This window comes from Brevundimonas bacteroides DSM 4726 (genome assembly GCF_000701445.1).
GTDB lineage: Bacteria > Pseudomonadota > Alphaproteobacteria > Caulobacterales > Caulobacteraceae > Brevundimonas > Brevundimonas bacteroides.
Genome location: NZ_JNIX01000009.1, coordinates 416,736 through 436,211, shown reverse-complemented (window position 1 = coordinate 436,211; position 19,476 = coordinate 416,736). Strand labels below are relative to the sequence as shown.

General features: G+C 68.0%; 12 protein-coding genes. 8 read left to right on the top strand and 4 right to left on the bottom strand.

The window, feature by feature from the left end:
- The first annotated feature begins 123 nt into the window (after positions 1-123).
- Both Q333_RS0109510 and Q333_RS0109505 read left to right on the top strand, forming a co-directional pair.
- Positions 124-1,965 carry a gamma-glutamyltransferase family protein gene (locus Q333_RS0109510; RefSeq protein WP_029416527.1) on the top strand — a complete coding sequence of 614 codons (1,842 nt, stop codon included), beginning with the start codon at positions 124-126 and terminating at the stop codon, positions 1,963-1,965.
- Between the two features lie 139 nt (positions 1,966-2,104).
- On the top strand, positions 2,105-4,816 hold the full coding sequence (locus Q333_RS0109505; protein WP_051651224.1) for a beta strand repeat-containing protein: 2,712 nt from the start codon (positions 2,105-2,107) through the stop codon (positions 4,814-4,816).
- Positions 4,817-4,950: 134 nt separating this feature from the next.
- On the opposite strand, the gene Q333_RS0109500 is transcribed toward Q333_RS0109505, so the two are convergent.
- Positions 4,951-5,868: an Hsp33 family molecular chaperone gene (locus Q333_RS0109500; RefSeq protein WP_029416524.1), complete on the bottom strand. Its 918-nt coding sequence runs from the start codon at positions 5,866-5,868 to the stop codon at positions 4,951-4,953.
- 120 nt (positions 5,869-5,988) lie between these two features.
- On the opposite strand from Q333_RS0109500, the gene Q333_RS0109495 reads away from it, so the two are divergent.
- The 6 genes from Q333_RS0109495 to Q333_RS0109470 all read left to right on the top strand — a co-directional run bounded on the left by Q333_RS0109495 (position 5,989) and on the right by Q333_RS0109470 (position 14,527).
- A complete protein-coding gene (locus Q333_RS0109495) occupies positions 5,989-7,377 on the top strand; it encodes an SDR family NAD(P)-dependent oxidoreductase (RefSeq protein WP_029416523.1) in 1,389 nt (462 codons plus the stop codon).
- A gap of 75 nt (positions 7,378-7,452) precedes the next feature.
- Positions 7,453-9,342 (top strand): phosphoglycerate dehydrogenase, encoded by a 1,890-nt coding sequence (serA, locus tag Q333_RS0109490; protein WP_029416522.1) that lies wholly within the window; start codon positions 7,453-7,455, stop codon positions 9,340-9,342.
- Between the two features lie 90 nt (positions 9,343-9,432).
- A complete protein-coding gene (locus Q333_RS0109485; protein ID WP_029416521.1) occupies positions 9,433-11,256 on the top strand; it encodes an SGNH/GDSL hydrolase family protein in 1,824 nt (607 codons plus the stop codon).
- Between the two features lie 213 nt (positions 11,257-11,469).
- On the top strand, positions 11,470-12,090 hold the full coding sequence (locus Q333_RS0109480; protein ID WP_029416520.1) for a M23 family metallopeptidase: 621 nt from the start codon (positions 11,470-11,472) through the stop codon (positions 12,088-12,090).
- A gap of 89 nt (positions 12,091-12,179) precedes the next feature.
- Positions 12,180-13,145: an ABC transporter ATP-binding protein gene (locus Q333_RS0109475; protein ID WP_029416519.1), complete on the top strand. Its 966-nt coding sequence runs from the start codon at positions 12,180-12,182 to the stop codon at positions 13,143-13,145.
- Positions 13,142-14,527: an ABC transporter permease gene (locus tag Q333_RS0109470; RefSeq protein WP_029416518.1), complete on the top strand. Its 1,386-nt coding sequence runs from the start codon at positions 13,142-13,144 to the stop codon at positions 14,525-14,527. The genes Q333_RS0109475 and Q333_RS0109470 overlap by 4 nt, the downstream gene beginning before the upstream one ends.
- Here the strand turns inward: Q333_RS0109470 and Q333_RS0109465 are convergent.
- From Q333_RS0109465 to Q333_RS0109455, 3 genes are read right to left on the bottom strand one after another with little or no spacing between them, the layout of a single operon-like run.
- On the bottom strand, positions 14,524-15,312 hold the full coding sequence (locus Q333_RS0109465; protein ID WP_029416517.1) for a DsbA family protein: 789 nt from the start codon (positions 15,310-15,312) through the stop codon (positions 14,524-14,526). The genes Q333_RS0109470 and Q333_RS0109465 overlap by 4 nt on opposite strands.
- Before the next feature lie 22 nt (positions 15,313-15,334).
- Positions 15,335-16,747: a M48 family metalloprotease gene (locus Q333_RS0109460; RefSeq protein WP_029416516.1), complete on the bottom strand. Its 1,413-nt coding sequence runs from the start codon at positions 16,745-16,747 to the stop codon at positions 15,335-15,337.
- A gap of 56 nt (positions 16,748-16,803) precedes the next feature.
- The gene (locus Q333_RS0109455; RefSeq protein ID WP_029416515.1) at positions 16,804-19,422 is read right to left on the bottom strand and encodes an Rne/Rng family ribonuclease; all 2,619 of its coding nucleotides are present in this window, start codon (positions 19,420-19,422) and stop codon (positions 16,804-16,806) included.
- Between the last annotated feature and the right edge of the window lie 54 nt (positions 19,423-19,476).

Genomic DNA, 19,476 nt, shown 5'->3' with positions numbered 1-19,476 from the left:
GAGAAGGGCGGTCCCGGCGACGGGGCCGCCCTTTTTCTCGGTTCGGTCCACCCGCGTCGATCAGACGCTTCACAGGTGCAAAGAAGGCCGTAGGGTCGGCTCTTCGTGAGGGAGACACGGCCGATGCGCAGACGCACCTTTCTGACCACCTTGCCCGCGGGCGCTCTGGCCGCGGGAGCGGCTGTCGGAGCCCAGGCCGCGCCAGCCCGGACATCGGGCGGGTCGGGGCAGGCGGGGCCACCAGTGGCGCGGGCCTATCCCTATGCCGGCGTCGGACCCGGAGACCGGATCATGGGCGCCCCGTTCGCCGGGCGCTCGACGGTATGGGGACCGCAGGGCGCGGCGGCCACGGCGCATCCGGCGGCAACCCTGATCGGCATCGACACCCTGAGACGCGGAGGCTCGGCCATCGACGCCGCCATCGCCATCAATGCGGCGCTCGGCTTTCTGGAACCGACGGCCAACGGCATCGGCGGCGACGCCTTCTGCCTGATGTGGGACCCGGCGCAGAGCAAGGTGGTCGGGCTGAACGGATCGGGGGCCAGTCCGCGCGGGCTGTCGCTGGAAGCGGCGCGGTCCAAGGCGGGTTCGGATGGCTTTCTGCCGCGCTACGGCGCTGTCACCGTCAACGTGCCCGGCACGGTCGACGCCTGGTGGGCGGCGCATCAGCGCTACGGCAAGCTGCCGTGGCGGGAGGTTCTGATGCCGGTGGCGGAGATGTGCGAGCAGGGCGTGCCCATGCCGCAGCTGATCGCCTGGTACCTGGAGCGGAATATGGCCGGCTTCGACCGGTCAGCCGGGATCATCGAGGACAACGATAACCGCAAGCGCGTGTATGCGCCGGCGGGCCGGACGCCGCGCGTGGGCGAGGTGTTCGCAAACCCGGACTTGGGCCGGACCTATCGCGCCATCGCCGAGGGCGGCAGGGACGCCTTCTATGACGGGCCCTTGGCCGATCAGATGCAGGCCTATTTCCGGCGCATCGGCGGGTGGATGATGCGGGCCGATCTGGCCGTGCACCGGAGCGAATGGGTCGAACCGATCATGACGACCTATCGGGGCGTCGAGGTCTATAGCCTAGGGCCGAACACGCAGGGGCTGTCGACCAACCAGATCCTGAACGTCTGCGAGCGGTTTGACCTGGCGGGCATGGGCTTTCAGTCTGCCGCATCGATCCACGTCCAGGCCGAGGCCAAGCGGCTGGCGTTCGAGGATCGGGCCAAGTGGTTCGCAGATCCGGACTTCGCGCGGACGCCGGTCGAGTATCTGAACTCCAAGGCCTATGCGGCCGAGCGCGCGGCCTTGATCCGGTCGGATCGGGTGATGGACCGCGTCATGCCTGTCGATGCGCCGACGCAGGGCGACACCACTTACTTCAGCGTGGCCGACAAGGACGGGATGATGGTCAGCTGGATCCAGTCCAACTATCGCGGCATGGGCTCCGGTCTCGTGCCCGACGGCGTGGACGGAAGGACGCTAGGCTTCATGTTCCAGGACCGGGGCGAGCTGTTCAACCTGCGCGACGGCCACCCCAATGTCTATGCGCCTGGCAAGCGGCCCTTCCATACGATCATCCCGGGCTTCGCCTGCAAGGACGGCCAGCCATGGATGGCCTATGGCGTCATGGGCGGGGGCATGCAGCCGCAGGGCCAGGCCCAGATCATCATCAACATGGTCGATTACGGCCTCGACCCGCAGGAGGCCGGCGACGCGCCGCGCTGGCAGCACGAGGGCTCGTCGGAGCCGACCGGGCATCGGGGGGAGGGCTCGGGCGTGCTGCACCTCGAGACCGGCGTGCCGGAGGATACGAAAGCGCAGCTGAGGGCTATGGGCTGGACGCTGGGCGAGCCCAACGGCGGCTTCGGCGGCTATCAGAACGTGATGCGTCAGGTGAACGCGGAGGGGCCGTGGACCTATGGCGCGGCGACGGAGATGCGCAAGGACGGTATCGCCCTGGCCTACTAAGTCCCGGGTTGCATTGAAACAATCTGGAACTTTGCGAACGTCGGTATCGACAAGGCGCAAGCGTTGCCTTATGCCGCAAGCTGCGCTGTTAACTTGATCGTTCCGTCCGAGGCCGGGCGGGGCGTCTCCGGAGAGACCCATGGCCAATCTCGATTTCCGTACCGCCACCCAGGCGCAAGCCACAGCCTACACTGGCGATGCGGCGGGAACCGACATCATCTTCTTCTCGTCGGGGACGGCGACGGGGACGTTGATCACGGTGAACCCGGCGCTGGGCGCGGATCCGGAGACGATCACCATCGCTAACCCGGGGACGGGCACGACGTCGCTGAACTTCAGCCGCGCGGCGGTGTCGGGGGTCAACAGCTTCCAGTTCGCCGACGGTTCGATCCTAGTCTATGGGCTGGGCACCAACGAGACCATCGACGGCGACGCCTTCGCGGACCTTTTGTTCGGCAACGACGGCGATGACGTCATCACCGGCAACAATGGAGACGACCAGATCTTCGGCGGCAACGGTGCCGACAGCCTGCTGGGCGGCGACGGTGCCGACCTGCTGCAGGGCAACGCCGCCAACGACACCCTGCGCGGGGGTGAAGGGGCGGACTTCCTCTATGGGGGTCAGGGCACCGACAGCCTGCTGGGCGAGAACGGCAACGACTACCTGCAGGGCAACCTCGGCGACGATATCCTTTCTGGCGGTACCGGTGCCGACACCCTGATCGGCGGTCAGGGCGGTGACAACCTCTCCGGGGACAATGGCAACGACCTGCTGTTCGGCGACCTTGGCAACGACACCCTGGTGGGTGGTGAAGGCGACGACGTCATCAACGGCGGTGACGGCAACGACCAGATCAACACCTCCAGTGGCGGAACTGAAAACGGAAACGACACCATCAATGGCGGCAACGGCAACGACTCGGTCGGTGCCGGTAACGGCAACGACGTCCTGAACGGCGACAATGGCGACGACGTCCTGATCGGCAACAACGGCAACGACACGATCAACGGCGGCGAAGGCAATGATGTCATCGGCACGGCCTTTGGTGGCGGCGCCACCGAGGACGGCGACGACGTTATCGACGGTGGCAACGGCAATGACGACATCGGGGCCTCGAACGGGGCGGATACCGTGTTCGGCGGCAACGGCGATGACACCATTCGTGGCGGAAACGGCAATGACGGTCTGCTGCAGGGCGGCCAAGGCAACGACAGCATCTTCGGTGACGCTGGTGATGATTTCATCTTCGGCGGTCAGGGCAACGACGCCCTGGAAGGGGGCGCTGACAACGACTTCATCCAGGGCAACTTGGGTAACGACTTCATTCAAGGCGGCTCAGGCAATGACACCCTGCTTGGCGGCCAAGGCAACGACACCATTTCGGCCGATGTCGGCGATGATCAGCTGTTTGGTGATCTGGGCGACGACCAGCTGGTGGCGTCAGACGGAAACGATACTGCATCGGGGGGTGCAGGCAACGACGACATTGATGGCGGTTTCGGCAACGACGTCCTGCTGGGCGGCGATGGCAACGACACCGTCAACGGCAGCGTAGGCAATGACACGATCAACGGTGAAGCCGGCAACGACAATATCACGGGTGGGTCCGGCAACGACCTGATCGGCGGCGATGACGGCAACGACCTCATCGACGCTGGCGACGGCAACAACACCGTCAACGGTGGCACCGGCAATGACAACATCCTGGCCTTGATCGGCAATGATGTGATCGACGGTGGTGACGGCAACGATACCATCGACGGAAGTGACGGGAACAACACCCTTGTCGGTGGTACAGGCAACGACAGCATCGTCTCCGGTGTCGGGAACGATGTGGTATCCGGCGGCGACGGCGAGGACACCATCTCGGCTGGTTCGGGTGCCAACAACCTGGCCGGTGGCGCTGGAAACGACACCATCACCGCCGGATCGGGCGCTGACACGATCTCGGGCGGCGACGGCAACGACGCGATCGGTGCGGGCGACGGCGCCAACAACGTCTCGGGCGGCAACGGCGATGACAACATCACCGGCGGCACGGGCGCTGACACGATCAACGGCGATGCCGGCAACGACACCATCGTTGCGGGTGACGGCCTGAACGTTCTGTCTGGCGGTGACGGCAACGACTCGATCACCGGCGGCGCGGTCGGCGACAACATCCAGGGCGGTGAAGGCAACAACACCGTCGTCTCGGGTGACGGCGCGGACAGCATCACCACCGGCTCGGGCAACGACTCGATCGACGGCGGCCTCGGCGCTGATGCGATTTCGTCGGGCGGCGGCAACGACATTGTCATCGGCGGCGACGGCGCCGACTCCATCTCGGGCGGCGACGGCAACGACACCATCGATGGCGGTCTGCTCGACGACGCCATCTCGGGTGGCGCGGGGGCCGACAGCATCGCGGGCGGCGACGGCGCGGACAACATCTCGGGCGGCGACGGCGCGGACACCATCATCGGCGGTGTCGGCTCCGACACGATCTCGGGCGGCGCGGGCAATGATGTGTTCGTGATCACCACGGCGACGGACTCCAATCCGACGCTGGTCGACGCCGACCGGTACCTTGACTTCAACGCCGGGGACGTCTTCGACATCACCGGAGCTCCGATCACGGCGGTGAACTACGCCGAGACGACCCAAGCCGATTTCGCCGCCGCCCTCACGGCCGCGAATGGCACCTTCTCGATCGTCGGCAACGACGTGACGGTCGTGGTGGTGGCCCTGTCGGACGGCTCGGGGGCCTGGGTCTTCACCGCCGTCGACGCGGCGGCCACGACCTCCAACGCCGCGTTCTTCGTCGTAGGGGGCACGCTCGCCAACCTCGACTTCACGAACTTCGTCTAGGCCGGACGGAGACTCCAAGGGAAAGGGGCCGGGCGGCGACGTCCGGCCCCTTTTTCTTGTCGAAGGGCTCGGGCCTACGATGACGTTCTGGCACTGAGGCCTACGTGTGCCTCTCCATCCGCGAGGCCGGCTCTTTAAGCCCCGGCCGCTTGGGGCTCCAGCGCATAGACGCGCGCGCAGTACTCGCAGGTGACATGGATCTTGCCATCCGGCTCGACCATGTCGGCGCGTTCCTCCGGGCTGAAGGAGGCCAAGACCGTCTCGACGCGGTCGGCGGAGCAGCGGCACTGGGCCTTGAGCGGGCGGGCGTCCTCCAGCCTCACCCCGTCCTCGTGGAACAGGCGGAACAGCAGCGTCTGGGGCGTGATCGTGGGATCGATCAGTTCGTCGTCGGCCAGGGTGTGGAACAGGGCGCGGGTGCGGTCCCAGGCTTCCTCGGTCGAGCCGCGGGCGTCGTCGGCGGCGATCAGCTGGATGAGAGCGCCACCCGCGCGCCAATGCGTGCCGGCGCCGGTGGTGACGGGGCCGACGGCCAGGCGCACCTTGGTCGGGATCTGCTCGGACTGTTCGAAGTAGTGCTCGGCGGCCAGCGACAGACTCTCGCCCTCGATGGGGGTGATGCCCTGGGTGCGCTCGAAGTCCGGGCCGCGGTCCAGGGTCATGACGAAGACGCCCTGGCCCAGTAGGGTCCGGGCGCCGGGGCGCGCGAAGCCGCTCGAGGCGGCGGCGACATCGGCCTCGTCGTAGCGGCAGTAGCCGCGCAGGAATCCCTCGGTGTCGTAGTCGGCGACGACATAGCGGACCGGGCCGTCGCCCTGGGCCTGGACGATCAGACGGCCTTCGAACTTCAGGCTGGAGCCGACCAGGGCGGCGAGCGCGCAGGCTTCGCCGAGCAGGGCCGCGACCGGCTCCGGATAGGCGTGGGCGGACAGAATGGTGTCGATGGCATCGCCCAGCCGCACCAGGCGGCCGCGCACGGGCCAGCCCTCGATCTGGAAGGCGGCGGCGAGGTTGTCGGTGGGCGCGCTGGGCGCCGGCGCGTGATCGGTCACGGCGGATCCTGGGAAGCAGAAAATCGGTGAAGGGGGCAAGATAGGAAACCACAAGCGCGATGGTAAGGGCCGGTTCGCGTGGCTATCTGTGTCGCGACCATTGCTTCCGAGAGACCGCCCATGTTCGACAGACCGTCGCTGAAGCCCCTGAAGCAGCAGGCGATCGTGGTCACCCAGGCGGCGCACGGCGTGGGACTGGCCACGGCGCGGCGGGCGGCGCGGGCGGGGGCTTGCGTCTTCCTGATCGACACCGACGAGCGGGCGCTGCGCCATCTCGTGGAGGCGATCCAGCGGGACGGCGGGCGGGCGGCCTATGCGGCGGCGGACCCGGCTGACTACGACGCCCTGTCGGCGGCGGCCCAGAAGTGCGTGCGGCTGTTCGAGGGCTTCACCAGCTGGATCAACATCGTCGGACCCGTCCAGACGCCCGTCGCTGACGATAGCGGAATCGACGACGCCGGGGCAGGCGAACACGCGGGCTATGAGGGCCTAGTCAACGGCTCGCTGATCGCCGCCGAGCATCTATCGCGGCGCAAGGGGGGAGGGGCGATCGTCAATGTGGGCCCCAGCCTCTCGGATCTCCCCGAACCCGGCTGGGTCGCGCACGAGGCGGCCAAGGCGGCGACCAAAGCCTTCATCAACGACCTGCGGGCGCGGCTAAGGCGGGACGACCATCCGGTGTCGGTGTCGCTGATCAAGCCGGGGCCGGTGCTTTACCCGGCCGGAGCGCGGCGAGCGGGCCTGCCGCCCCAGCCGGTCTATGCGGCCGAGGTGGTGGCCGACGCGGCCCTGTGGTGCGCGCACCATCCGATCACCGAGATCACGGTCGGCGGGACGGGGCGTTTGATCGCCATGATCTCGGCGGCGGCGCCGGAGTTCGCGGAACCTTTGCTGGCCCGGTTCGCTCCTGTGGCACGGCGGGGCGACGATCCCGCGTGGGACGCCGAGGGCCTGGACGGGCCAGACGGCGAGGATACCGACGAGGAGATGATCTATCCCATGGTTCGCAACTTCAGCGCCCTGGCCGAGGTAAGGAAACATCCCGGCGTCACGGCCGGTTCTCTTGCGGTTGTCGTGCTGGCGGCGGCGGCGGCGGTGCTGCTGACCCAGCGCACGGGCCCGCGCCGCTATGAGGCGATCCGCGACCGCATCGACCCGCGCGGCTGGATCGACGCCGAGACGCTGCGCCACCGGTTCAGCGACATCTCGCGGGGTCTTGGCGAACGCGCCGCCGATCTGGGCGACCGGGCGAGCGACCTGTCGGACGACGCACGATATGGCGCCCGCAAGCTGCTGAAGCGCGGTCAGCGCGCGGTGTCGGAAAAGCAGCGTCGCAAGTACGCCCGTGAGGCCCGTCGCTATGCCGACGAGGCCGGTCGTTATGCCCGAGATCACGCCAAGGAGGGCGGGGCGTTGCTGGCGGTGGCGACCATCGCAGCGGCCATCGGCGCGGCGGCGCTGGAGAGCCAGCGGCCGGACAGCCGGGTGCGGCGGATCACCGGGCTCTAAAGTCGTTCGACGCTATCGAGGCCGCAGGCGTGGCTGCGGCCTTGCTGCATCTGCGAAGGTCCGCTTAACAGGGGCATGGCCGCCCCCACGCTGATCTTCGACTTCGACTCGACCCTGGTGAGGATCGAAACGCTGGAGGCGCTCGCCGAGATCGCCTTGGCCGGCTATGCGGACGCCGAGGCGATCCGGGCCGAGGTCGCGTCGCTGACCGATAGGGCGATGGCGGGCGAGATCGGCTTCGGCGAAGCGTTGCGGACCCGCCTCAAGCTCCTGCCGCTGACGCGGGAGCATGTGCTGAGCCTGGCGGACCGCATTCTCGACGAAGGCACGCCGTCGGTGCGGCGGAACCTGAAATTCTTCAATGAGAACCCCGAGCGGCTCGTGATTCTTTCGGGCGGATTCCGCGAGATCATCGCGCCCATCGCCCAGCGGCTGGGCGTGCGCGCGGACAGGGTGCTGTGCAACGATCTCGTCTATGACGACGCGGGCCGCGTGATCGGCGTGGACGAGGTCAACCCCCTGTCGCGCGAGGGCGGCAAGCCGGAGGTCATCAAGGCGCTGGGGTTGACAGGTCCCGTCGTCATGGTCGGGGACGGCTGGACCGACGCCGAGGTCAAGCTGGCCGGTGCGGCGGATCGCTTCTACGCCTTCACCGAGATCGCGCGGCGTGAGCGCGTGGTCGAGGTCGCCGACGCCGAGGCGCGGTCCATCGACGAGTTGCTGCATGCCGAAGGTCTGGCCGGGCGGTGGAGCTATCCGCGGAGCCGCATCCGCATGCTGTTGCTGGAGAACATTCACCCGGCGGCGGTGGAGCGTCTGGAGGACGCCGGATACTCGGTCGAAACCCAGAAGGGCGCGCTGGACGAGGACGACCTGATCGCGGCGATCAAGGGTGTCCATGTGCTGGGCATCCGGTCCAAGACCAACGTCACCGAGCGGGTGCTGTCGGAAGCCGACCGGCTGCTCGCCGTCGCGGCTTTCTGCATCGGCACCAACCAGATCGATCTGGAGGCGGCGGCGGGCAGGGGCGTGGCCGTCTTCAACGCCCCCTATTCGAACACCCGCAGCGTGGTGGAACTAGCCATCGGCCTGACCGTCGCCCTGATGCGCGATGTGGCCGACAAATCGGCAGCGATGCACGAGGGCAAGTGGAACAAGTCGGCGGACGGATCACGCGAGTTGCGCGGCAAGACGCTGGGCATCGTCGGTTACGGGGCGATCGGGTCGCAGCTGTCGGTGCTGGCCGAGGCGCTGGGGATGCGGGTGATCTTCCACGACCTGTCGGAGCGTCTGGCGCTGGGCAACGCGCGGCGGATGCGGTCGCTGGACGCCCTGCTGGCGGAGGCCGACGTGGTCAGCCTGCACGTCGACGGGCGCAAGGAGAACGCCAACCTGATCGGCGCGGCGCAGTTCCAGGCGATGAAGCCGGGGACGTTGTTCCTGAACCTGTCGCGGGGGCATGTGGTGGACGTCGGCGCCCTGGCCCAGGCCATCGGCTCGGGTCGGGTCGGCGGGGCGGCCATCGACGTCTTTCCGGAGGAGCCGCGCACCAACGCCGATCCCTTCGATAGCCCGCTGCGGGGCCTGAAGAACGTCATCCTGACCCCGCACATTGGCGGCTCGACCGAGGAAGCGCAGGAAGCCATCGCCGAGTTCGCGGCGGAGCGGCTGCTGGGCTATCTGAACCGAGGCGACACAACGTTCTGCGTCAACCTGCCCAACGTACAGCTGGCTGAGGTCTCGGGCGGGCACCGCATTCTGCACATCCACCGGAACCAGCCGGGCGTCTTGGCCGAGCTGAACCGTGAACTCTCCGCAGCGGGTCTGAACATCCTGGGCCAGCATCTCAAGACCGACGAGCGGACCGGCTATGTCATCACCGACGTGGACCGCGACTATGATCCGCAGGCGCTGCGGGTGCTGAAGGGTGTTGCTGGAACGCTGCGTTTCCGGTTGCTCCACTAGAGCCTTCCCCTACGGCATCTTGCGTCTGTCCGTAGACGGCGCACAGTGTTGCACAACGGTTGCAAACAAGGCGGCCGACGGGAGGACATCATGAAACGCTTTCTTCGCGGGGCCGCGCTCGGCGCCCTGACGCTCGCCGCCGCTGCCGCACTGTCTGGCACCGCTTCGGCCCAGACCTACAACCGCCTCGTCGTGTTCGGTGATTCGCTGAGCGACAACGGCAACCTGTTCCTGGCCTCGGGCGGGACGCAGCCGACGTCGCCGCCGTATTTCCGGGGGCGGTTCTCGAACGGGCCGGTATTCACGGAGCTGCTGGGTTTCAACGCAGCCAGGTTCAATGGCTCGGTCAACGGCAGCATCAACTACGCCTACGGCGGCTCGCGCACGGACAACGTCGTGGCCTTCCCACCGGGTATGCGCCAGCAGCTGACGACCTATACCACGGCGGGCGGCACGTTCCGGTCCGGCGATCTGGTCAGCGTGCTGGGTGGCGCGAACAACATCTTCCAGGCTCTGGGCGCGTTTCCCACCCAGCCCGCGGCGGTTCAGGCCAATCCGACGGGCTACATCACACCCTTCGTGACAGGCGCGGTATCGGACATCAGCTTCATCGTCGGCGACATCGCTTCGCGCGGAGCGGGGACCATCTTGGTGACCAATCTGCCCCGCCTGGGCGTCACGCCGCAGTTCCGTCCCACGCCGCTGGCTCCGCTGGCCGATTTCGCCGGAACCGCCTTCAACACCGGATTGCAAAGCGCGTTGCTGACGCTGGCTCCGACGCGGCCCAACACCAACATCATTCTGTTCGATCTCGCCAAGGTCGGAGACGCCTTGGCGTCCAATCCCGGTCTGTTCGGTCTGACCAACGTCACCGCCTCGTGCTTCAACGGCGTGACAGTGTGCCCGGACCCGCAGAACTATCTCTACTGGGACGGCGTTCACCCGACGGCGGCGGGCCATGCCCTGATTGCCAACCTGGCCAACGACTACCTGTACTACGGCGATCGCGGCGCGCCCACCACGTTGCAGGGTGAGACGGCCTATCGCCACCGCGAGGACGCGCTGGACATGGCGACCGCCAGCTTGTCGGGCTCGGCGGCGTGGGAGGCGGGGACTTCGGTCTCGGTCAGCGGCCTCTATGACACGACCGAGACGGACGCGCGCGGACCAGTCGGCGCGGCCGAAGCGACCAGCTACGGCGGGCGGATGGCGTTCGAGACGGGGACGCAGGCCTGGCGGTTCGGCGTGGCGGGCGGCTATCGCCGCGCCGATGTCGAGGCCGGAGCGACCGGCTTCGTGCTGGAGACGCTGTCGGCTGACGTCTACGGCGGCTGGCGCTCAGGCGCGCTGTTCGTCAACGCCGCCGCCGGCATCGCTGCCGAGGATTTCGAAGACATCCGCCGTCAGAGCGCGCTCGGTGTCCTGGTGCAATCGGGCGTCACCGAAGGATCCAGCGTCGGCGTCCGGGGCCAGGCGGGTCTGTGGTTCGACATGGGCGGCCTGCGGGTCTCGCCCCGCGTGGCCGTCACCTATGCCTCGTCCGATATCGACGGCTATGTCGAACAGGGGCTGGCGGCGACCTACGAGTACCGGGATCGCGAGGTGAAAGGCGTGACCGGAGAGGTCGCATTGCGGGCGGAAGGCGACGTCGGCGGCTTCGGCGTCTTTGCGGAAGGCGGCTATCGCGACAGCCTCGATGACAGTTCTCAGGCTGTGCGTGTCGGCATTTTGAACAACCCGGCGCAGGTGCTGGCGCGCGACTATGAGGATCCGTTTGGCGGTTCCTTCATCGCGGCCGCCGGGGTCACCGGCAAAGTCGGTATCCTGGATATCGAGATCGGCTACCGGGGTCGTTTCGGCGACCAGGCGGACGGGCACACCGGGGGCGTGACGATCACTCTGCCTCTGGGCTGACCTGCTCAGCCAAAGCGACTGAGAGGCGCGCCGGGTCGATCCGGCGCGCCTTTCCTTTGGGTTCCAGGGTGCGACCCCCTGCCGCGCCCCCCGCCCCAAAGTCGCCCCATGAAACCTTAGAACGGCGGCCTGCGCCGCTCGCGGACGGTTACCGATCGTAACAGCGACGCTCCTGACAGCTTTACCCAAAGCGCCGACAGAGCCGACGACTTCATGCGCCGACCCTTGCCGAGCCTTCGTGGCCTTCTCGTTCAATCCAGCCAAGGAGCGGCCCTCGCGGGCGTCGCCGTCCTGGCCATGGCGATGGCTCCGGCCATCCCCGAGCCAGCCATTGAGCCCGGCAGCCTGCCAGAACTTCCGCCCGTCACCGCCGTGGCCGAGCCGGCGGGTCCGGTGACCCGGATGATCATGTTCGAAGAGCCCGTGCGCGGCTTCCCGATCAACTCCCGTTTCGGCATGCGCCGGCTGGGCGGCGAGCGGGGCGCGCGCATGCACAAGGGCGTCGATATCGCAGCCCCTACGGGCACTGCCGTCTATTCCTCGGCCGAAGGTGAGATCGTTCGCATCGGCCGGCAGCCCGATGGCTATGGCAACTTCATCGAGGTGCGCCATCCCAACGGCATGACCACCCTGTATGCTCACCTGAGCCGTATCGACGTGGCGTCGGGCGATCGGGTGCTGGCGGGTGAGCGAATCGGGCTGGTGGGTTCGACCGGGTACTCGACCGGGCCGCATCTGCACTTCGAGGTCCGCCGCGACGGCGTCCAGATCAACCCCAGCCGAGTCGTGGGGCAGAGCTTCGAGGTCGCGGTGGAGACGCCGGTCGTCGGCTGACGCCGATATCGCCGCAGATGACGGCGAATACAGTTTGCATGTAAAGCGTCCTTTGCTACCCCTTAGGCCTGTAAGCAGTGGGGACACGCATGGATGCCTTGACGCTCGAGGGCGTGAGCAAGCGATACGGCGGCTTTCAGGCCGTGCGCGACCTGAGTTTCTCGGTCCGCAAGGGCGCGATCTGCGGGTTCCTGGGGCCAAATGGCGCGGGCAAGACCTCGACCATCCGCATGATCCTGGGGCTGCAGCCCGCGACGACGGGGAGCATCTCTATCCTGGGCGCGCCGGACGGACGGATGGTGCGCGACCGGATCGGCTTCCTTCCGGAAGAGCGGGGCCTCTACAAGAAGATGACGCCGGTCGATGCGATCGCCTTCTTCGGTTCGCTGAAGGGCCTGCCGACGGGGGAAGGGCGTAAACGCGCGAAGGAAATGCTGGAGGCGCAGGGCCTCGGCGCGTCGCGCAACAAGAAGATGAAGGAGCTGTCCAAGGGGATGGCCCAGAAGGTCCAGCTGATCGCTTCGGTCGTGCATCAGCCGGAGTTCGTGATCTTGGACGAGCCGTTCAGCGGGCTCGATCCCGTCAATCAGCAGGGCTTGGAGACGGTGATCCGCGATCTGGCGGCGAACGGGGCGACGGTGCTGTTCTCCACCCACGTCATGCAGCACGCAGAGCGGTTGTGCGACCAAGTGGTGTTGATCGCACGGGGCAGGAAGGCGTTCGACGGAACGGTGAGCGAGGCGCGGGCGACCAGCCGCCGCTTCCTCGATCTGGAAGGGGCGATCGCTGTCGATCAGGCGGCGGCCCTGCCGGGGGTGACCGGCGTCGAGGTCGTTTCCGAACAGGACGGCGTTCGCACCCTGAAGGCCGCGCTCGCGCAGGGCGCCGCAGGGCAGGAGGCCCTCAAGGCGGCCTTCCTGAACGGGCTGGACGTTCGCCGCTTCGAGCTGAAGGAGCCGACGCTGCACGACGCCTTCATCGACCTGACCGGCGACCATCCCGATCAGGACCAGAGCGTCGCCCGCAATGAAGTGGCTTCGGAGGCCGCCCGATGAACCGCATTCTCCTGATCGCGCGCCGCGAGTTCATGGCTTACGCCCGGACAGTCGGCTTCTGGCTGTCGCTGCTGGCGTTTCCGCTGTTCGCGGTGCTGGGCGGAGCGATCCCCCTCTTGATGGACAACGCCGACCCGGTTCGAGCCGTGGTCCTGATCGAGGAGGGGCCGCAGGCCGCCGGGCTGGCGGCCGCGGTCCAGGGCCGTCTGGCCGATGAGGCCGAGCGTTCGGCCGAGCGCGCGCGAGAAGCGGCCGAGAAGGCCGCTGAGGCGTCAGGCGCGCCTGCCGGCGCGACACAGGGCGCCATCGCCCAGATGACCCGCCAGCGCATGCGGATCGTCGAGGCTCCGGCCGACCTGACGGCGGCCGCGCCCGGCGAGGCGCGCGATGCGGTCGTACGCCGCTATCTGACCGATGAGACGCCCAAGGAACAGCGTCTGGACGCCGTGGTGTTTCTCGACCGCACGGCAGAAGGGCCGGCGGCGCGGGTGTGGGCGGCTCGGGCCACCGACGACACGGTGGAAGACTTCGTACGCGCCGCCTTGCGCGACGCCAATCGCGACGCCGTCCTGACCCAGGCCGGGATCGATCCGGCCGTGGTCGAGGCGACCGACGCCTTCCGACCCGAGGTCACCTTGTTTTCGCCCCGGGCGTCGGACGGGGGCGAGGTGTCGTTCAAGGATCGGCTGCCGGGCATCATCGGCCTGGCCTTCAGCTTCCTGTTGTGGTCGCTGATCATCACGGGGGCCTCCATCCTGCTGAACAGCGTGATGGAGGAGAAGTCGAACAAGATCCTTGAGGTCCTCCTGTCGTCGGCCTCGCCGACCGAAATCCTGACCGGCAAGGTGCTGGGCGTGGCGATGTTGACGCTGTCCGTGCTGGTCGTGTGGGGCGGGATCGGCGCGGCGGGGCTGATCACGACTGTGCCGGAGCAGGCAGCGAACATCTGGGAGATCCTGACCCGCGATGGCCTGATCTTCTATTTCCTGGCCTACATCGTCGGCGGCTACCTGATGTACGCGGTGCTGTTCGCCGCGATCGGGGCCTTCTGCGAGACGCCGCGTGACGCCCAGACCCTGATGGGACCGATCATGATGGTGCTGGTGATCCCCATCCTGCTGGTGCAGTTCGCCCTGGTGAACCCGGATGCGCCGATGGTTCGGTTCGCGTCCTGGGTGCCCTTCTTCACGCCGTTCCTTATGGCCGCGCGCGCGCCGTCCGGGCCGCCGCTGATCGAGATCATCGGCACCATGGCGGGGATGTTCGCCGTCGCCTTGCTGATGGTGTGGCTGGCGGGCCGGGCGTTCCGGGCCGGCGCTCTGTCGGACGTGAAGCTGAGCTGGAAGAGCTTTGGCCAGGCCATCGCCGGGGGCGGGAGCTAGCTCCGTTTCGCGGCTTCGATCGCCGCGGAGACCTCGACCGGGTTGATGGTCGACGTCGTGCGGCCGTTGATCAGGAAGGTCGGGGTGCCGACGAGGCCGAGGGTCTGGCCGGCTGTGTTGATGTCGCCGATCAGATCGTCGGTCTCGGGTGATGCGATGACCTCCCGGGCGCGAGCGAGGTCGACGCCGTTCTCCGTCAGGATGCGATCGACCGTCTCAGGGTCCAGGGCAGGCTCTGCCATCAGGGCCTGATGCACCGGCAGGTAGCGGCCCTGGGCATGGGCGGCGAGCGCGGCGCGGGCGGCGTAGTTCGACGTGGTGTCGTCGCCGCGATCCAGGATGGGCCACTCCTTGAACACGAAGCGCACGTCCGGATGGGCGCGGATCAGGGCAAGGTAGTCCTCAGACACCGCCTTGCAGCCCGGGCAGCGGTAGTCGAAGAACTCGATGACCGTCACCTTGGCGTCGGCCGGGCCGATGGCGGGATCGCGCGGGTCGGGCGCGAGCAGCGCCGCGTTGGCGGCGACGGCGGCGTTGATGGTCTCGACCCGCTTGGCTTCCTCGCCTTGCTGACGGGCCTGGACGGCTTCATCGAGCACTTCGGGATTGGCGATCAGATACGCCCGGACCTTATCGCCGAATGAGCCGCCGGTGGCGTAGGGCGCCGCCGCCAGACCGAGCGCCACGACCGACATGGCGACGGCCAGGGCGCCCCCGTGACCTGAGGCAAAGAAGGCGAAGGGGTCGCGCGTGGGCGGAGGCGGCGAGGACGTATCGTCGGTCATGCGGGTCTCGGAGAAGTCGGGGTCAGGCGCCGGGCGGGGCGATGACGGTTCCGCGCTGGCGTTCCTGGCGGCGGTCCAGGTCGTCGATGTCGTCCATGGTGGCGCCAGACGCGAGCACGATGTCCATGGCGCGACGCCACTCGATCGAACCGCGCGGCAGGAGATCGCGGGCGCGCAGGGCGAACTGGGTCGCCTGTTCCTCGCCTCCGGCTGCGAAGTAGAACTCGGCCGAGGCCAGGCGAGCCTCGCCTTCCTTGCCCTGGCTGGAGTAGGCCTGGGACAGCAGACGCCAGGCCAGGGTGTTCTCCGGCTCGCGGGCGGTGGCCATTTTCAGGTTGTCGACGGCGTCGTCCAGCTGGGTTGGATCGCTGGTTTCGATGAGGGCATGGGCGAGGTTAATGCGCAGCAGCGGCGCGTCGGGCAGCAGCTCGACCGAACGACGATGGGCGGCGATGGCCTCGGCCGGGCGGCCTTCCTCGAACAGGATCTGGCCTTTCAGCTCCCAGAGGTAGGGGTTGTCGTCGTCCTCGGCGATCAGGGCGTCAGTGGCGTCCAGCGCCCGCTGGGTCTGGCCATCCCGGTACCAGGCGATGGCGCGGGCGTAGCGCGCCGGAAACGAGGTGTCGGTCTCCAGAAAGGTCCGCAACGTCTGGGTCGGCGGGTTCATGAAGGCCTGGATCTTGGCGCGGATCAGGGCGTGTTGGGCCATGCGCTCGGGGCTGTCGACGCGGTCGTAGTTCGACATGGCCTCCACGGGGCGGCGCAGGGCCTCGATGCGCTGGCCGGACAGCGGGTGGCTGCGGAAATAGGGGAAGCGGCGGGCGTCGGAGAAGACTTCCTGGCTGCGGAAGTTCTCGAAGAACTCCACCAGGCCGCGACCCGATTCACCGGCGGCTTCCAGACCGCGGGCGGCGGTGATGTCGGCCTCGCCCTCCTGGCCCTGGAGATAGCGCAGGGCGCCCAGGGTGCCGAAGTACTGGCCTGAGCCGAGGAGGGCGGCGCCCGCGCCCGGCTCGCCCGCCAAGACCGCCAGCGCCCCCAGCGCCATCGACATCAGGAAGGGCTGCATACCCGCGCTGGACGCCCCATCGCGCAGGGTGTGGCGGTTCTTGATGTGGCCCGCCTCGTGGGCGAGCACGCCCAGAAGCTGGTTGGGGTTGTCGGTCCGCAGGATCAGGCCGGTATTGACGCCCATGATCCGCCCGCGCGTGGCGAAGGCGTTGAGGTCATTGTCGGCGACCAGCAACACCTCGACGTCGGCCGGTTCCAGCCCCATGGCCACGAACACCGGGTCCGACCACTCGCGGATGATGCCCTCGACCTCGGTGTCGCGGATGGTCGACTGGGCCGAGGCGGGCGTGGCCGCCACGACCATGGCCGCGGCGGCGATCAGCCCGGTCAGGGGCTTCAAGGCGAGACGGGTCAGCCCGATCATGGCGAACTCCTCAGACAGGCGCCCCCGCCTCGTCTCCCCAAGCTAGTGCGGATCGGTCACAGGCGCCACCACCCGCGCTTCGGCTTGGGCGGGGGTGCGGTGATCTGCGCCGGATCGTTGGCGATGATCTCGGTCAGGCTCGGCGCGGCAGGAGCCGGCTCGGGCTCGGCGACCGCGGCCACGGGTTCGGGTTCCGGCCTCGGCTCGGGCTCCGCCACGGGTTCCGGAGCGACCTCCGGGACCGCCTCGGGGTCCGGCCCGGCTGCGGCGACGGCTTCCTCCTCGACGACCGCTTCCACGGGCTCGGCGTCTGTTTCGACCTCAGCCGTAGCCGCCGCAGACTTGCGGCGCACGCGGCGGCGCTGCGGCTCGGCGGCGATGGCGGGTGCGGCGTCGGCGACCGGGCCTTCGGTCTCGGCGGCGACGGCATCGGATGCCTCCGCAGCGCCCGCGTCATCCTGTTCGAAGCGATCACGACCGCGACCCCGGCCGCGACGACGGCGGCGACGCCCGCCCTCGCGGTCGCCGGACACCCCGGCCTCCAGGCTTTCCGGGGTACGGGCCGGACGCTCGGCGTCGCCCTCGGCCGAAGCAGGCGCAGGCCCACGCTCCCCGCGCGGCTGCGGGTTCAGAGGATCGAACCATACGTAGGGGTCTTCCAGCGACGGCGTGCGGCCGCGCACCCAGAAGAAGGCGCTCGAACCCGTTTCACCCTCGCCGTCCTCGCGGATGCGGCGTCCGCCGCGCCGACCGCGACGACGGCGGCGGCCCTCGGCGTCGTCGTCATCATTCGCCGGAGTGGCGTCCTCGACCGGTGCCTCGTCCCGACGTCCGCCCCGACGCCGGCGGCCCCGGCCCCGACGGCCCTCGCCGTCGTGACGCTCAGCCCGCTCGGGCGTTTCGTCGTCGTCGGTGTCCTCGCGGTCGAGATCGTCCTCGTCCTCGTCCTCGTCCTCGTCGTCGAGCGCGATGTCATCCTCGTCGTCGGCCTCTTCCTCGTCTTCGAGGGCCGCTTCGTCGAAGTCATCCTCGAGATCGACCTGAGAGATCGTTGTCTCCGGCGGAGTGAAGTCCTCGTTGGTCTCGGTGCGCTCGATCAGGCTCTCGCCTTGACCCAGGCGATCATCAATCTGGATGACGACGGCAAGGCCGCGCGTCTTCTGCAGGTGCTGCAGGTAATCCCGCTTGTGGTTCAGAATGTAGAGGGCTACGGCGGAGGAAACCCTCAGATTGATCGACCCGGCGCCGTTCTTGCCGGCCTCGATGTCGACGGCGCGCAGCACCATGAGTGCCGCGCTCTCGGCAGAGCGCACGCGGCCGGCCCCGGCGCAGTGCGGGCAGACTTCGGTCGCGCCTTCGATGACCCCCAGACGACGACGCTGTCGGCTGATCTCCATGAGGCCAAAGCTCGATATGCGGCCCATCTGGATGCGGGCGCGGTCCCGCGCCAGCTCGTCCTTCAGGATGCGCTCGACGGTCCGGTTGTTCTTGGACTCGTCCATGTCGATGAAGTCGATGACGATCAGACCGGCCAGGTCGCGCAACCGCAACTGGCGAGCGGCTTCGGCTGCGGCTTCGCAGTTGGTCTTGAAGGCCGTGGCCTCGACGTTGCGTTCCTTGGTGGCGCGGCCGGAGTTGACGTCAATCGCGACCAGCGCCTCGGTCTGGTTGATCACCAGATAGCCGCCGGACTTCAACGGCACGACCGGCTGGTGGATCTGCGTGAGCAGTTCCTCGATGCCGTTGGCGGCGAACAGAGGCTTGGAGCCCTGATACAGGTGCACTTTCTTGGCCTGGCTGGGCATCAGCACGCGCATGAAGTCGCGGGCTTCCTTGAAGCCCTCGATGCCCTCGACCTGGATGCCGTCGAAGTCCTTGTCGAACATGTCACGAACCGCGCGACGGACCAGGTTTTCTTCCTCGTAGATCAGGGACGGCGCGTGGCTGGCGAGGGTCGTCTCGCGGATGGTCTCCCACAGACGCAGCAGATACTCGTAGTCGCGCTTGATCTCGGCCTTGGTGCGCTTGGCTCCGGCTGTGCGGATGATAAGGCCCATGCCGCGCGGCACGTCGAGCGCCGCGGCGGCAGCCTTCAGTCGCTTCCGGTCAGACGCCTGAGTGATTTTGCGCGAGATGCCGCCGCCCTTGCCGGTGTTGGGCATGAGCACGCAGTAGCGGCCTGCCAGCGAGAGCCAGGTGGTCAGGGCCGCGCCCTTGCCTCCGCGTTCGTCCTTGACGACCTGCACCAGCAAAATCTGGCGGCGCTTGATGACGTCCTGGATCTTGTAGCGCCGCATGAGGCGGCGCTTTAGGCGCTCCTCCTCGGCCAGGCCGCCTTCGGATTCGCCGTCGTCGGACTCGCGGCCCAGATCGTCCTGATCGTCCTCGTCCGAATGGGCTTCGGCCGCGATGGCTTCGCGGTCGGCGGCCGGGATCTGGTAATAATCCGGGTGAATTTCGTTGAAGGCCAGGAAGCCGTGGCGATTGCCGCCGTACTCGACGAAGGCGGCCTGCAGGCTGGGCTCTACGCGCGTGACCTTGGCGAGGTAGATGTTTCCGCGAAGCTGGCGCTTGGTCTTCGACTCGAAGTCGAATTCCTCAACCTGGCGGCCGTCCACGATGGCGACGCGGGTTTCCTCCGCGTGCGCTGCATCGATCAGCATTGTCTTGGACATGGAAGTTTTCTCTCTGGCGCGCTCGGCCTGCCCGCAGGTGCGGGGTCTTGGCGG

Bases quoted from the DNA above. Each gene is read 5' to 3' on its own strand.
- Q333_RS0109475 (WP_029416519.1), top strand. From the start codon at position 12,180: ATGGATGCCTTGACGCTCGAGGGCGTGAGCAAGCGATACGGCGGCTTT.
- Q333_RS0109480 (WP_029416520.1), top strand. From the start codon at position 11,470: ATGCGCCGACCCTTGCCGAGCCTTCGTGGCCTTCTCGTTCAATCCAGC.
- Q333_RS0109510 (WP_029416527.1), top strand. From the start codon at position 124: ATGCGCAGACGCACCTTTCTGACCACCTTGCCCGCGGGCGCTCTGGCC.
- Q333_RS0109470 (WP_029416518.1), top strand. From the start codon at position 13,142: ATGAACCGCATTCTCCTGATCGCGCGCCGCGAGTTCATGGCTTACGCC.
- serA (WP_029416522.1), top strand. From the start codon at position 7,453: ATGGCCGCCCCCACGCTGATCTTCGACTTCGACTCGACCCTGGTGAGG.
- Q333_RS0109455 (WP_029416515.1), bottom strand. From the start codon at position 19,422: ATGTCCAAGACAATGCTGATCGATGCAGCGCACGCGGAGGAAACCCGC.
- Q333_RS0109495 (WP_029416523.1), top strand. From the start codon at position 5,989: ATGTTCGACAGACCGTCGCTGAAGCCCCTGAAGCAGCAGGCGATCGTG.
- Q333_RS0109460 (WP_029416516.1), bottom strand. From the start codon at position 16,747: ATGATCGGGCTGACCCGTCTCGCCTTGAAGCCCCTGACCGGGCTGATC.
- Q333_RS0109505 (WP_051651224.1), top strand. From the start codon at position 2,105: ATGGCCAATCTCGATTTCCGTACCGCCACCCAGGCGCAAGCCACAGCC.
- Q333_RS0109485 (WP_029416521.1), top strand. From the start codon at position 9,433: ATGAAACGCTTTCTTCGCGGGGCCGCGCTCGGCGCCCTGACGCTCGCC.
- Q333_RS0109465 (WP_029416517.1), bottom strand. From the start codon at position 15,312: ATGACCGACGATACGTCCTCGCCGCCTCCGCCCACGCGCGACCCCTTC.